Below are 15,027 nucleotides of genomic sequence, written 5' to 3' on the forward strand. Positions count from 1 at the left end.
CGCCCTGCACAGGGCCGGCAGGTTGATCGCAGTGAGGCTTCATCCCAGCCCCTGTACAAGGCAGATCAGTTATCGCCGGGAGGCCCCTCGACCTCCCGGAAATCGGCTGACGTTAGCCTAATATCCGCTGCAACAGCGGGCCAATCTGCTCAAACATCTGCGGGGAAATAATCTCCACGTGTGCACAATCCATCGGCCAAACCTCTAACTCACCGACATACGGTGCCCAGGCGCGACGCGCATCCTGACCAGGCTGCTGCGTCTGCTCGGCGAGGAACAGTGTGGCGCGACCGTTGAAACGCGCACTGCGCGCGGTGGCCAACAGACGCACCGAACTGGCGTAGTTGGCTTCGATGGTATCGAACATCGCGCGCATCTCTTCGCCCGCCTGATGGCGCTGGGCAGCGATAAACTGCTCGCGCTCGCGATTCACCTCTTCCAGCACCGCCGGATCCAGCACATTCTCGCCACGCTTTTCATCCCAGTTCTGCGTTTCCGGCGGCCAGGTATCGAGCAGGCCGAGGAAGGCTACCTCTTCACCTGCCGCTTCCAGTCGTGCCGCAATACCTTGCGCCAGCGTGCCGCCCAACGAATAACCGAGGAAGAAGTACGGCCCGTGCGGCTGCACGTTACGTAAGGTTTGCAGATGCGCATCACACACCTCATCGAGATGTGCGCTTTGGTTCAGCGGGCTCTGGGTATCCGGCGACTGAATCCCCACCAGCGACCAGCGCTGATCGAGATAGCGCTGCAGAATACTGAACTGCCAGGCAAAACCCGACGCCGGATGGAAGCAGAACAGTGTCGGACCGTTGCCCTGACGCAGCGGCAGAACGGCTTCAAAACCTGCCTGCTGATGCGATTGAGTATCGCTCAGCAACCGGGCGAGTTTTTCCACCGTTGAAGCCACCATAATCTGCCCCACCGAAACCGGCTGTTGCAGTTCGCGGCGCAGTTGGGCAGCTAAGCGCATTGCCAGCAGTGAGTGTCCACCGAGGGCGAAGAAATCATCCTGGGCGCTGATGGTGTCACGCGCCAGCAACTGGCAGAAAGCCTGCGCCAATTGGGTTTCCAGACCGGGATGCGGTTCACGGCCCACGCTGTCAGCTGCATTTTTTGGCAGCGGTAAAGCTTTGCGATCCAATTTACCGTTGCTGCTCAGCGGGAAGGCATCGAGCTGTACAATTGCCACCGGCACCATATGTGCAGGCAGCCGTTGCGCCAGTGCATCACGCAGCGCGTCGCCATCGACAACGTGCTCTGCGACGACGTAACCGACCAGCTGACGCGCGTCACCGCCTTGTGCAGCGGCACCGCCGAGTACCACCGCGTGCGTCACCGCTTGCTCAATACCGGGCTGTGCGCTCATCACATGATCGATTTCGTTGAGCTCGATACGCTGGCCACGGATCTTCAGCTGATCGTCGCTGCGTCCGAGGTATTCCACCGCGCCGTTATCCAGCCAGCGCGCCACGTCACCGGTCAGGTACATGCGTTCGCCAGCGGCAAATGGATCGGCGATAAATCGGCTGGCGGTCAGGTCCGGGCGGCCAAGATAGCCATGTGCCAGTTGTACGCCGGTTAAGTAAAGATCGCCCGCCACACCAGGCGGCACCGGCTGCATACGCGCATCAAGAATACGAAGTCCGGTATTCCATACCGGGAAACCAATCGGCACGCTGACCCCTTCAACGGCTGCTAAAGCTTCGCCAAACGCCGGATACCAGCTGACATCTACCGCCGCTTCGGTCGGGCCGTAAAGATTGTGCAGCGGCACCTGCGTCAGTTTTTCCCATTCACGCGACAGATCGGTCGGCAGCGCTTCACCGCTACAGAAGACGTTACGTAAGCTGCCACAGCAGGCAATCGCTGGCGCACTGTCCAGCGCCGCGACAAAGGCGGCCAGCATCGAAGGGACAAAGTGCGTGGTAGTCACTTTGTAACGCGCAAACAACTGCTGAAGAGCTTCAGGATCGCGGTGCGCTTCCGGCGGTGCCATCACCAGTTGCGCGCCTACCAGCAGCGGCCAGAAGAATTCCCATACGGATACATCGAAACTGCTTGGGGTTTTCTGCAATACCACGTCGTCAGCTTGCAGCGGATAGCGATCCTGCATCCACAATAGGCGGTTGACGATCGCTTCATGGCTGACCAATACGCCTTTCGGACGCCCGGTAGATCCTGAGGTGTAGATGATGTAAGCGCCATCCTGTGGTGTCGGCTCGCTGGCGGGTGGTGGCGCGTCTGGCGCGGTATAGAGCGCATCAAAGTGCAGCTGCTTAACAGAATCGATAGCGCTAAAGCGGGCGCTCAATTCCACTGAGGTGATCAGCGTTTTGGGGGCGGCATCTTCCAGCATTAGCTGCAAACGTTCGTCGGGGTAGCCGGTATCGAGCGGCAGATAGGCCGCGCCGAGCGACACAATCGCCTGCAGTGCCAGTGAGAGCTGCACTGAACGCGGCAATGCCACTGCGACGATATCGCCGCGCTGGACGCCCGCTGCACTGAGATCCGCTGCCAGAGCATACAACTGCTGCTGCATCTCACGGTAGCTTAACTGGTGCGTCGCATCAGCCAGCGCCGGGGCATCAGGCGTACGCGCGGCCTGTTGCGCCAACAGTGAGGCCAGCGTTTCTGCCGGAACAGGGTGCGCGGTCTGGTTGATACCGGCAATTTGTACGTGCTCTTCTGTGGTTAGCAGATCCAGTTCACCCAACGCACGCTGTGGTTGCTCCGCCAGCTGATCCAGCAGCAAAGCAAAACGGCTGGCGTGGCGAATCAGCGTCGATTCGCTATAGCGCTCCGCATTCGCCAGCAACTCCAGCGTTAGTTCACCCTGTTCGCTAATGTAGATAGCGATTTCCAGATCGCGCACCGGGCCTGATGCCAGCTGATGGGTTATGCCTTCAACGCCAGCAAAATCGAGTTTATAGTCAAACATCTTCAGGTTGATCACCGGACCGTACAGCGGGTCACCATCGCCCAAACGTCCGAGATCGCGCTGTACCTGTTCCGCGTCATAACGCTGGTGGCGACGCATTTTCTTCACTTCACCTGCCAGCTGGGCAGCCAGCGCACTCAGCGGCTGGGTGGGATCGTAATGCACGGCCATCGGCAGCACGTTGATCACCGGACCGGTGGCACACAGCGCGGCGGATCCGATGCGGCGCATAAAGATGAATCCAGCGGCGAAATCATTTTGTCCGCTGAGTCGCGCCAGCCACAGCGCCACCAGCGCAAAGGCCAGGTCAGCAGCGCTGGATTGTGGATGCTGATTCACCAGGGTCTGGAAGGTGCTGCGGTCAAGCGTCACGCTGTGGCGCAGCAGATCGGTGGTCGCGCTTTGTCCAGCCAGTGGCAGCGGTGACAGCGAAGCCGGTGAGGGCAGCACTGCGCCTTTCTCGCGCCAGAAATCACCATCGCGCGTGAATGAAGAGGATTCCTGATAACGCTGGTACTCTTCGACGACTTCGCTAAACGGGATGAACGGGGTTGGCTCGGCCTCTTGCTGCTGTACGGCGGCAGTGTAAAGGTTAGCAATACGGCGAGTGATGGCGGTAAAGCTGAAACCATCCACCACTAAATGGTGATAACGCTGATACCAGAACCAGTGCTGATCGCCAATGCGATACAGCGTGTGATGCCATAAAGGTGCACCGCTCAGTACGCGTAAATCACCGTTCATGTCTTCACGCATTAACGCGCGGGCTTTGGTGGCCGCATCGGGTTCAGCGCGCAAATCAATGATGTTTGGCGCACTGAACGTCTGCGGTTGCAGCCACTGCAGTGCTTCGCCCTCGACTTCGGCAAACGCCATATTCAGCGTATCGGCTTCCTGCATGCCAGCCACGATAGCCTGCGCCAGCAGGTCTGTGTCGATGGCGCCGGACAATTCGACAAAGTGCGCTACCGCATATGCATTGTGGTGCTGGGTCAGCTGGTCGGCAATCCAGATGCCGGGCTGGGCTGCCACTAAGGGCAAGGTGTGTTGGTCGGTCATGGTTTTGTTCATCAGAGATTCAGACATCTGTGCTCCGGTTTGCGTCCTGCGTAATGAAGTTAAGTCGGATTGCGCCACAGGGCTTGCAGACCGTCGAGCAGACCACCGCGCCAGCATAGCGCGTCATGGCCGCCCTCCACCGGAAGGTAATTCACCTGATAGCCGGCAGCGGTAAGTTTTTGTTCTAATTGTTGATTGGCTTGCAGAATCAGGCCTTCACGTTTACCCGCCTCCAGCCAGAAACGCAGCGGCTGTTTCGGAGCCAGTCCGCTATCCAGCGCCTGCAACAGCCAGCCGTATGGGTTGCCACGTTCGGGCCACCAGAATGATCCAGAGAGGCTCAGCGCATTGCCAAACGTCTCCGGGAAATGCAGCGCGGCAAACACCGATGCCAGCCCGCCGAAACTTTGTCCAGCCACCAGCGTGCTATCTGCCTGTTGGCGATAGGGTGCCCATTGCGCCACCTGCGGCAGTAACTCCTGCTGCACGGCTTGCCAGAACTGCGGATTACAGGGCAGTTCACGACTACGGTGTTCACGATCGATGATGTCAATAAACAGATAAACGGCAGGTGGGAGTTTCCCTGCGTCAGTAAGTTGCTGCAATGGCCCGGCAATCGGCATTTGATTCGCCCAGAACTGCCCATCCAGCAGAATGGCCAGTGGACGTTGCGCGTTATCGGATTCGCCGGTGGCATAAATCCACACTTTGCGACTGTTACTTAGTAACGCGCTATCCCACTGATATTGTTGCAAAGAAACAGCCGATGCGCTGCCATCATCCACGGCTTGCCAGATTTGCTGGTCAGGGGCCTGCGGGAGATGCAGCGGCGAAACGCCCATGCCACGCCCACCGGCCCAGCCGCGCAGTGTATTCAGGGGATCGGCCTTCGCCGTGGGGAATTTGTCACGCCACCAGTTTCGCAAGGCATACATGTCCGCTTCACCGCTAAAGTCGGTTGCCTGCTCATCGGGCATCAGGCAGTAGCTGCCGCGCCAGTTTGATGGCAGCGCAGTTTGCCAGTACCACACATCGGTACCCGTTACGCGCACCAATGACTGCGGTGGACGTTTCTGGTGGTGATCGGTCACGCCAGTGATGTTGATCCATACACGCTGAATCGCTGACGTTTTTTCGCTGCCTTGGGGATCGCGCCAGAAGAAGGTCACCAGGCAGGTGCCATCCTGCTGAGGGTCAATTCGTGGAATACCCTGAGTTTGTTGCTCCTGCCACCAGGCTTCGCTACCGGTTACATCATTTCGCCAGGTCATAGGGGCTGCCAGTCACTGTGTAGGGAAAGATTTACATAAGATTAATAATTAATACTATTGATAACTATTTGCATTTGCAATAGGGTGTTTCCGCTCAAAAGAGCACGCTCGTTCCGCCTGACTCTTTCCTTCCTGGAAGGTTACGCAACGGATGGCACTGCCAGGTCTGGAACTGGGCGCGATAAGGACAGGGATATTCTCACCGGCTCGCCAGTTAAGAATCCAACGGCATTTTACTGGCCATCCAGGAATGAAAAACAATGACGCGTTACTCACGATTATCATTAGCTATTTTGATTGAACTGGGGCTGAGCGCCTCACTGCTCTCAGGCAGCGCCTGGGCAGCAGACACTTCCAGCAAGACGACCAGCAGCCAATCCACTACCGACGCCGAATCGATGAACGGCGGCACGTTGATGGTGACCGCCCAGCAGCAAAACCTGCAGGCCCCCGGCGTTTCCACCATCACTGCAGATGAAATTAAAAAGCATCCGCCTGCACGTGATGTCTCTGAAATTATTCGCACCATGCCGGGCGTTAACCTGACCGGTAACTCCACCAGTGGCCAGCGCGGTAACAATCGCCAGATCGATATTCGCGGCATGGGCCCGGAAAACACCCTGATTATGGTGGATGGTATGCCGATCACCAGCCGCAACTCCGTACGTCTGGGCTGGCGTGGTGAGCGTGATACGCGCGGTGATACCAACTGGGTGCCGCCAGAAATGATCGAACGCATTGATGTGATTCGTGGCCCGGCCGCGGTGCGTTACGGTAACGGCGCAGCAGGCGGTGTGGTTAACATTATCACCAGGAAATATACCGATCAGCAGTGGCACGGTTCGTGGAATACCTACTTCAATGCGCCGGAACACAAATCGGAAGGCGCGACCAAACGCACTAACTTTAGCCTCGAAGGGCCGCTGGGTGATGACTTCAACTTCCGCTTGTACGGTGGCTTAGCGAAAACCCAGGCCGATGCTTATGACATCAACGAAGGCCATGCGGCAGCGCGTACCGGTACGTATGCGGGCAGTTATCCTTCTGGTCGTGAAGGCTCGGTCAATAAAGATATCAATGCGTTACTGAGCTGGGCGTTTGCTCCGATGCAAACCCTGGAGTTGCAAGCGGGCTACAGCCGTCAAGGCAATCTTTACGCAGGCGATACGCAGAACACCAACACCAGTGCGCTGGTAAAAAGCCTCTATGGCGATGAAACTAACCGCCTGTATCGCCAGAATATCTCGTTGAAATGGACCGGTGCCTGGGATAACGGTGTCAGCACCAATACCTATGCGCGCTACGAGAAAACCCGTAATACTCGTATCAATGAAGGTCTGGCGGGCGGTACAGAAGGTATCTTCTCTAACGATGGTTTCAACACCATTCAGTTAGACGATATTTTACTGCACAGCGAAGTGAGCATTCCGTTTGAGTGGCTGATTAATCAGACGGCAACGCTGGGCGCCGAATGGAACCAGCAGAGCATGAAGGATCCCTCTTCAACCACTCAGGCGGCTAACTACGGTTCTGTACCTGGCGTGTCGAATACCGGTCGTAGCCCGTATTCACAGGCAGAAATTTTCTCGCTGTTCGCTGAAGACAATATGGAGCTGACCGACAGCACCATGCTGACGCCGAGTCTGCGTTTCGATCATCACTCGATTGTGGGTAACAACTGGAGCCCGTCTCTGAACCTGTCGCAAGGTTTGGGTGATGACTTCACACTGAAGATGGGGGCGGGCCTGGCTTATAAAGCGCCAAGCCTGTATCAGACCAACCCTAACTATCTGCTGTACAGCAACGGTCAGGGCTGTGCTGCCAGCACCGGCGCCTGTTATCTGCAGGGTAATCCCGACCTGAAAGCCGAGAACAGTTTCAATAAAGAGATTGGACTGGAGTGGAAACACGAAGGCTATCAGGCGGGTCTGACCTGGTTCCGTAACGATTACCGCAACAAGATTGAAGCGGGTTACGCAGCCGTCGGTAAAGCCTCAAACGGCACCACGGATATCTACAAGTGGGAAAACGTACCGAAAGCGGTGGTGGAAGGGCTGGAAGGTACGGTGAATGTGCCGTTCTCGGATAGCGTGAGCTGGAACAACAACTTCACCTACATGCTGCAGAGTAAGAACAAGGAAACCGGCGATCGTCTGTCGATCATCCCGGAATACACTCTGAACTCGACGCTGAGCTGGCAGGCAACGCAGGATCTGTCGCTGCAAACCACCCTGACCTGGTACGGCACGCAAACACCGAAAAAGTATGACTACAAAGGTCAACCGGTGACGGGAAGCGCGGCCGAAAGAGTGAGTCCTTACTCTATCATTGGCCTGAGCGGGACTTATGATGTGAATAAGTACGCCAGCGTCACCCTGGGTATCGACAACCTGTTTGATAAGCGTCACTTCCGCGAAGGTAATGCGCAAACCACCGGTAACGCCACAACAGGTGCCTACCTGTACGGTGCGGGTGCCAATACTTATAACGAATCAGGCCGTACTTACTACATGAGCCTCAACACTCACTTCTAAAGCAGTTGATGCGGTAAATAGCAGCGGGCAATCAGCCCGCTGCTATCTTTACGGTTGACCAGCTCCAGCCTGCCACGGTGCATCTGCACAATGCGCAGCACAATGTTCAGACCTAATCCGCTGCCACCGTAGCGCTGATCGCGACGGCGGAAGGCTTGCGTCAGTTCTTCTGCCGCATCGGCCTCAATGCCCGGCCCCTGATCCCACACCTCGATAATCACCTGCTGCTTGTCCTGCTGCATTTTCACCTTCACTTCACTGCCTTCCGGGCTGTAGCGTGAGGCGTTTTCCAGCAGATTACGCAGCATCAGGCGCAGCAACACGGCTTCACCCTGTTGCGGAATATCTTTGCCGTTCGGCCACTGCAGTGTTTGCTGTCGCTGTGCATAAAGTTCGGCCATTTCCGGCTGCAGCGGCTGCATGATGTTTTTTTGCCACAGCAACTGCTGATAGTGACCGCCTGCCAGCGCCTGGCCGGCTCGCGACAGCATCAGTAGTTGCTCCACGGTGTGCATCAACTGGTCGATACGTTCAATCAGCATCTCACTCTGCGGCACGTTCTGCTGGTGCAGCAGCTCAAGGTGCAGACGTAAACCGGCCAAAGGGGTACGCAATTCATGCGCGGCATCGGCGGTGAAGAGGCGTTCCTGTTGTAGCGTGTGGTCGAGCCGCGAAAATAGCTGATTAATGGAGGTGGTCACGGCTACGATTTCATCCATTTCTGAATAAACCGGCAGCGGGGTGAGATTATCGGCGGAGCGATGGGCGAGGCTATCCTGCAGGGATCGTAATGGACGAATGATCCAGTTAATCGCCCAGAATGACAGCAGCAGCGTCAGAGCGATCATCACCAGTGAAGGCAACAGCAGTGAAGCGATGGCTTCACGGATCTCATTCTCGACGCGGTCGTTACGCGCCTGAGCAGACAGCGTTTCGTTGACCAGGAAACTGATCTGTTCGCGACTCTCATGCCATAACCAGATGGCGCTCATCACCTGGCAGGTGAGGAGAATCAGCGCCAGCATAATCAGTAACCGCTGACGCATACTATTCATTCGCGCACTTCCAGGCGGTAGCCCACGCCACGCACGGTTTTGATACGATCTTTTCCGAGCTTACGGCGCAGATTGTGTATGTGAACTTCCAGCGTATTGGATCCAGGATCGTCATTCCAGCTGTAGAGATCCTGCTGCAGCGTTTCGCGATGGACGTTCTGACCGACGCGCATTAACAAGCGCGTCAGCAGTGCGAACTCTTTTGGGGTAATTTCCAGTGGACGCTCTTCCAGCAAAACCTGCTGCGAACTGAGATTGAGGGTGAGATCACCTTGTTGCAGCAAATTATCGCTGTGGCCCTGAAAACGACGAATCAGTGCACGCACGCGTGCCTGCAGTTCTACCAGCGCGAAGGGTTTGACCAGATAATCGTCGGCACCGGCATCCAGGCCATCCACGCGATCCTCCAGTGCATCACGCGCCGTCAGGATCAACACCGGTACGTTGATGCCATCGCGCCGCCACTGACGCAGCAACGTGGCACCATCGCGATCCGGTAAACCGAGATCCAGAACGATCAGGCTGTACTGCCCACTGCGTAAGAAAGCATTACTCTCTGCAGCAGTACTCGCGCAGTCAACAGCATATCCTTGTGCGCTAAGGGCCTGAGCCAGGCCCGATTGCAACAGCGCGTCATCTTCAACGATCAGCAATTTCATTAGTTGTTTTTGTTGATATCCGAGTAGAGGCGGCTTTCAAAGCGTACCAGAGGAATGCGCCGCGTTTTCTGATCTTCAGGCGGCACCGCATAACCAGAAAGATACTGCACAAAGGCGACACGTGCACCGCTGGAAGTGGTAATAAATCCAGCCAGATTATAAACGCCCTGCAGCGAACCGGTTTTTGCTGACACTTTGCCATCTAATCCGGCTTCATGCAGGCCACCACGATATTGCAACGTGCCATCGTATCCTGCCAGCGGCAGCATAGAGATGTAATTTAACGTTGAGTCATTTTTCGCGATGTATTGCAGTACCTGCATCATGGTATCTGGCGCAATCAAATCGTGACGCGACAGGCCTGAACCATCGACCTGAATGCTGTTGCCGAGATCGACGCCCGCTTTTTCACGCAGTATGCGGCGTACCGCATCAGAACCGGCGCGGAACGTGCCGGGTACGTTGAAATAGTGATGGCCAATGGTGCGGAACACCGTATCCGCAATCATGTTGTCCGATTTCTTCAGCATGGTGTGCAGCAGATTGTGCAGCGGCGCGGATTGCGTCGAGGCGAGCACGGTTCCCGGTGAGGTAACCTGCGTCTGACGCACTAAATGGCCGCTGTAATCGATATCCGCGGCACGCAGTTCGGCCTTGAGGATTTCGCCCGCCCAGGCGGCACCGTCCTGCACCGCAAACGCCAGCGGCAAGGGTTCGGCGCGTTGGCGCATGCAGCCGGTCAGCGTGTAGCGGTTCAGTTCGCCTGGCACTACATCCAGTTCGCAATATTGCCCATCACCACTGTTGCGGCCAATGGTACGCACCTGACTGAACATATGTGCCGGATAATAGGACGCAATGCGCACAAAGGCGTTTTCGCCCGGCGTGGTGGCGCTATAGAGCGAGACTGAAAAGCAGTTTTTGTCGACAATGGCCGCCCCAGGCGGGGCGCTGAAGCACTGCGTCAGGTCATTCCACGGCCAGCCGGGTGCCATATCGTGGCTGGCGAACACGGACGTGTCGATCACCAGATTGCCTTTGATATGCGTAATGCCCTGCTTTTTCAGGGCCGCCACCATGTTGCGCAGATCCTGACGGCTCAGCGTCGGATCGCCACCAAAGCGCGCCACTAAGTCGCCATTGAGCGTGCCATCGCTGACTGCACCCTTGGTTTCCATCGTGGTTTGAAAACGGAAGTCCGGACCGAGTTCCAGCAGGGCCGCCAGCGCGGTAATCACCTTCATGGTACTGGCCGGCAATGCCATCTGTTTGCCGTGATAGTCGATTATCGGGGTTGATGCGCCCACTTTTTGTACCATCAGCGCCAGGTTTGCGCCGTCTGGCAAATACTGCATGTATTCTTCAACGGGGGCTGCTTGTGCCTGCAGCATAAACGCACAGGTTAATCCGGTAACAAGTCGTGAAAATCGCATAATCTCGCGGTAACTGACGGGTGAAGGCGTCAATACTACGTCCCGAGGCGGTGCAAAGTAAACGATGACCCACAGGGAACTCTGGGGTAAAATACGTATCAAAATGCAAAACCGAACCTGACCCGGAAAGCTTTCCGGGTCAGGCTTCTTTTGCTTGTGAAAAGAGGTAACGCGCCGCAGAAGCTGTTTTCTGCTGTCACCGGTCAGGATGACGCCGTTAACCAGGATAGATGACGAGGAGCCAAAATGAATCAGATTCCGATGACGTTGAAAGGCGCTGAGAGCCTGCGTGAAGAGCTGAACGAACTGAAAACCGTGAAGCGTCCGCGCATCATCGCCTCTATTGCCGAAGCCCGTGAGCATGGCGATCTAAAAGAAAATGCCGAATACCACGCTGCCCGTGAAGAACAGGGTTTTTGCGAAGGCCGTATTCAGGAGATTGAAGCCAAACTCTCCAACGCTCAGGTGATTGATATCACGACGATGCCCAAAACCGGCCGCGTGATTTTTGGTGCTACCGTGACCATTTTGAATGTGGATACGGACGAAGAATTCACTTATCGCATCGTGGGTGATGATGAAGCTGACTTCAAACAAAACCTGATTTCAGTGAACTCGCCGATGGCGCGTGGTTTGATTGGAAAAGAAGCAGACGACGTTGCGATTGTGAAGACACCGGGCGGCGATGTGGAATATGAAGTGTTAAAGGTGGAATACCTTTAAGATATTGCTACGCTTTGAAATGTGTAGCCGCATATTGTAAAGAAAGGAAAAAGGCCGCATAGCGGCCTTTTATCCCATGCAGGAGCATGGCACTTTCTCTGCCCGTCATGGCAGCCTTTAGGGCTTAATTAACGTGGCAGAGTAATTTTGCGCTCTTTTGCAGGGCGATACAGCACCAGCGTGTTGCCGATGACCTGTACGTTACAAGCTTTTGTTTCACGTACGATAGCGTCAACGATCAGCTGCTTGGTTTCACGATCTTCAGAGGCAATTTTCACCTTGATCAATTCGTGATGCTCGAGCGCCAGTTCGATTTCGGCGAGCACGCCTTCGGTCAAGCCATTACCGCCCAGCATAACAACGGGCTTCAGTGGATGGGCAAGGCCTTTCAGGTGCTGTTTTTGTTTGGTACTCAGATTCATCGTATTTTTTACTTACTCAGGGATTGAAAACGGTTCATTCTACCGCCATCTCGGGTATATCGCCAAATCAACGCGACTCATTGCGTACTGATTTATCGCTACGATGAAGATTTAATTGGAAAAATTATGACGGGTAAAAAGCGTTCGGCCAGTTCCAGTCGCTGGCTACAGGAACACTTTAGCGATAAATATGTGTTGCAGGCACAGAAAAAGGGGTTGCGTTCGCGCGCCTGGTTTAAACTGGACGAAATTCAGCAGGGTGACAAGCTTTTCAAACCCGGCATGACAGTGGTAGATCTGGGTGCTGCGCCCGGTGGTTGGTCGCAATATGCGGTACAACAGATTGGATCGAATGGTCGTATTATTGCCTGTGACTTGCTTCCTATGGACCCGATTGTCGGTGTCGATTTTTTACAGGGCGACTTTCGTGAAGAGGCAGTGCTGAACGCATTGCTGGAGCGAGTAGGTGACCAAAAGGTGCAAGTTGTTATGTCTGACATGGCGCCGAACATGAGCGGTACACCTGCGGTTGATATTCCACGATCAATGTATTTGGTAGAGTTGGCGCTGGAAATGTGTCGGGATATCCTGGCACCTGGCGGCAGTTTTGTAGTGAAAGTGTTTCAGGGAGATGGCTTCGAGGAATACCTGCGGGAAATTCGCTCCCTATTTACGAAAGTGAAAATTCGTAAGCCAGACGCTTCTCGTTTACGTTCGCGTGAAGTGTACATTGTGGCGACAGGGCGCAAACTATAGCTCTCGGTACCGGAATCAAAGCAAGGCGAACTGCGTTTACTCTGATGTGTAATTCTGAGTTTCAGTGAAAAGCAGTAAAATCATCAGCGCCGCGATTCCAGGTCTGAAGGATATATAGTACCCTACGCTGTCTGTTAACACCGTTGTAATATGAGGTTAATCCCTTGAGTGACATGGCGAAAAACCTGATTCTCTGGTTAGTCATCGCGGTCGTGCTGATGTCTGTCTTCCAGAGCTTTGGGCCCAGCGAGTCGAATGGCCGTAGGGTTGATTATTCAACCTTCCTGTCGGAAGTGAACCAGGATCAGGTCCGCGAGGCACGTATTAACGGGCGTGAGATTAACGTTGTCAAAAAAGACAGTAATAAATATACGACTTACATTCCTGTCAACGATCCAAAGTTGCTTGATAACCTCTTGACCAAAAACGTCAAAGTGATTGGCGAACCACCAGAAGAGCCAAGCCTGCTGGCTTCCATCTTCATCTCCTGGTTCCCAATGCTGCTGTTGATTGGCGTTTGGATCTTCTTTATGCGTCAGATGCAGGGCGGCGGTGGCAAAGGCGCGATGTCCTTTGGCAAGAGTAAAGCCCGCATGCTGACCGAAGACCAGATCAAGACCACGTTTGCTGATGTCGCAGGTTGCGATGAAGCGAAAGAAGAAGTGGGTGAACTGGTTGAATATCTGCGCGAGCCAAGCCGCTTCCAGAAACTGGGTGGTAAGATCCCGAAAGGCGTCCTCATGGTCGGTCCTCCGGGTACCGGTAAAACCTTGCTGGCTAAAGCGATTGCTGGCGAAGCAAAAGTACCGTTCTTCACTATCTCTGGTTCTGACTTTGTTGAAATGTTCGTGGGTGTCGGTGCATCTCGTGTGCGTGACATGTTCGAGCAGGCGAAGAAAGCCGCGCCGTGCATCATCTTTATCGATGAAATCGATGCCGTAGGCCGTCAACGTGGCGCCGGTTTAGGTGGTGGTCATGATGAACGTGAGCAGACGCTGAACCAGATGCTGGTTGAGATGGATGGCTTCGAAGGTAATGAAGGCATCATCGTTATCGCCGCCACTAACCGTCCAGACGTACTTGACCCCGCGCTGCTGCGCCCAGGTCGTTTTGACCGCCAGGTTGTGGTCGGTCTGCCAGATGTTCGCGGTCGTGAACAGATTCTGAAAGTGCATATGCGTCGTGTGCCGCTGGCCACTGACATCGATGCAGCGATCATCGCACGTGGTACGCCGGGCTTCTCGGGTGCTGACCTCGCTAACCTTGTCAACGAAGCGGCACTGTTTGCTGCACGTGGCAACAAGCGTGTGGTCTCGATGGTTGAGTTCGAGAAAGCGAAAGACAAAATCATGATGGGTGCAGAACGTCGCTCCATGGTGATGACGGAAGCGCAGAAAGAATCCACCGCTTACCACGAAGCGGGCCATGCGATTATTGGTCGTCTGGTACCGGAACACGATCCGGTGCATAAAGTGACAATTATCCCGCGTGGACGTGCGCTGGGTGTGACCTTCTTCTTGCCAGAAGGTGACGCGATTAGCGCCAGCCGCCAGAAACTTGAAAGCCAGATCTCAACGCTGTATGGCGGTCGTCTGGCGGAAGAGATCATCTACGGCGCAGAACACGTTTCTACCGGTGCATCTAACGACATTAAAGTCGCCACTAACCTGGCGCGCAACATGGTGACGCAGTGGGGCTTCAACGAGAAGTTAGGTCCGTTGCTGTATGCTGAAGAAGAAGGCGAAGTGTTCCTCGGCCGCTCTGTGGCTAAGGCGAAACACATGTCAGATGAAACAGCACGCATCATCGACCAGGAAGTTAAACACCTGATCGACAGCAACTACCAGCGTGCTCGTGTTCTGCTGGGTGAGAATATGGACATCCTTCACGCGATGAAAGACGCGCTGATGAAGTATGAAACCATTGATGCGCCACAGATTGATGACTTGATGGCTCGCCGTGAAGTTCGCCCACCAGCAGGTTGGGATGATTCAGGCAGCAGCAGTTCATCGGACAACAATGGGACGCCAAAGGCGCCACGTCCGGTTGATGAACCGCGTACGCCAAATCCTGGCAACACCATGTCAGAACAGCTCGACAAATAAGAGGCTACAAACCTCAGCAAAAACCCCGGCCGGTCCGGGGTTTTTTACATTCAGTGATACCGTGATTCC

At 55.1% G+C, this 15,027-nt stretch carries 10 protein-coding genes; 4 read left to right on the forward strand and 6 right to left on the reverse strand.

The window, feature by feature from the left end; genetic code table 11:
* Positions 1 to 112: 112 nt before the first annotated feature.
* A complete protein-coding gene (locus F3J37_RS25230; protein WP_166936425.1) occupies positions 113 to 4,027 on the reverse strand; it encodes an enterobactin synthase subunit F in 3,915 nt (1,304 codons plus the stop codon).
* 32 nt (positions 4,028 to 4,059) lie between these two features.
* Positions 4,060 to 5,271: an enterochelin esterase gene (gene fes / locus F3J37_RS25235; protein ID WP_166936427.1), complete on the reverse strand. Its 1,212-nt coding sequence runs from the start codon at positions 5,269 to 5,271 to the stop codon at positions 4,060 to 4,062.
* Between the two features lie 260 nt (positions 5,272 to 5,531).
* Here fes and F3J37_RS25240 point away from each other — a divergent pair, with 260 nt between their 5' ends.
* Entirely contained in the window at positions 5,532 to 7,805 is a 2,274-nt protein-coding gene (locus F3J37_RS25240; RefSeq protein WP_166936430.1) for a TonB-dependent siderophore receptor, read from the forward strand.
* Here the strand turns inward: F3J37_RS25240 and pmrB are convergent.
* Genes pmrB through dacB form a run of 3 tightly spaced genes read right to left on the reverse strand, consistent with a single transcriptional unit; the run spans position 7,802 to position 10,952 of the window.
* Complete coding sequence (gene pmrB / locus F3J37_RS25245) at positions 7,802 to 8,860, reverse strand: two-component system sensor histidine kinase PmrB (RefSeq protein WP_166936432.1); 1,059 nt, start codon at positions 8,858 to 8,860, stop codon at positions 7,802 to 7,804. The genes F3J37_RS25240 and pmrB overlap by 4 nt on opposite strands.
* Complete coding sequence (pmrA, locus tag F3J37_RS25250; protein ID WP_034826547.1) at positions 8,857 to 9,519, reverse strand: two-component system response regulator PmrA; 663 nt, start codon at positions 9,517 to 9,519, stop codon at positions 8,857 to 8,859. Before pmrA ends, pmrB begins: the two co-directional genes overlap by 4 nt.
* The gene (gene dacB / locus F3J37_RS25255) at positions 9,519 to 10,952 is read right to left on the reverse strand and encodes a serine-type D-Ala-D-Ala carboxypeptidase (protein WP_058959462.1); all 1,434 of its coding nucleotides are present in this window, start codon (positions 10,950 to 10,952) and stop codon (positions 9,519 to 9,521) included. The genes pmrA and dacB overlap by 1 nt, the downstream gene beginning before the upstream one ends.
* A 246-nt stretch (positions 10,953 to 11,198) precedes the next feature.
* Here dacB and greA point away from each other — a divergent pair, with 246 nt between their 5' ends.
* Positions 11,199 to 11,675 (forward strand): transcription elongation factor GreA, encoded by a 477-nt coding sequence (greA, locus tag F3J37_RS25260; protein ID WP_034826545.1) that lies wholly within the window; start codon positions 11,199 to 11,201, stop codon positions 11,673 to 11,675.
* 128 nt (positions 11,676 to 11,803) lie between these two features.
* Here the strand turns inward: greA and yhbY are convergent, their stop codons facing one another.
* On the reverse strand, positions 11,804 to 12,097 hold the full coding sequence (gene yhbY / locus F3J37_RS25265; protein WP_034826542.1) for a ribosome assembly RNA-binding protein YhbY: 294 nt from the start codon (positions 12,095 to 12,097) through the stop codon (positions 11,804 to 11,806).
* Positions 12,098 to 12,223: 126 nt separating this feature from the next.
* On the opposite strand from yhbY, the gene rlmE reads away from it, so the two are divergent.
* A complete protein-coding gene (gene rlmE, locus F3J37_RS25270) occupies positions 12,224 to 12,853 on the forward strand; it encodes a 23S rRNA (uridine(2552)-2'-O)-methyltransferase RlmE (RefSeq protein WP_034826540.1) in 630 nt (209 codons plus the stop codon).
* A 173-nt stretch (positions 12,854 to 13,026) separates the two neighbouring features.
* A complete protein-coding gene (gene ftsH, locus F3J37_RS25275) occupies positions 13,027 to 14,958 on the forward strand; it encodes an ATP-dependent zinc metalloprotease FtsH (protein ID WP_034826538.1) in 1,932 nt (643 codons plus the stop codon).
* Positions 14,959 to 15,027 lie beyond the last annotated feature (69 nt).

The organism is Candidatus Pantoea communis (genome assembly GCF_011752685.1).
GTDB classification, from domain to species: domain Bacteria; phylum Pseudomonadota; class Gammaproteobacteria; order Enterobacterales; family Enterobacteriaceae; genus Pantoea; species Pantoea communis.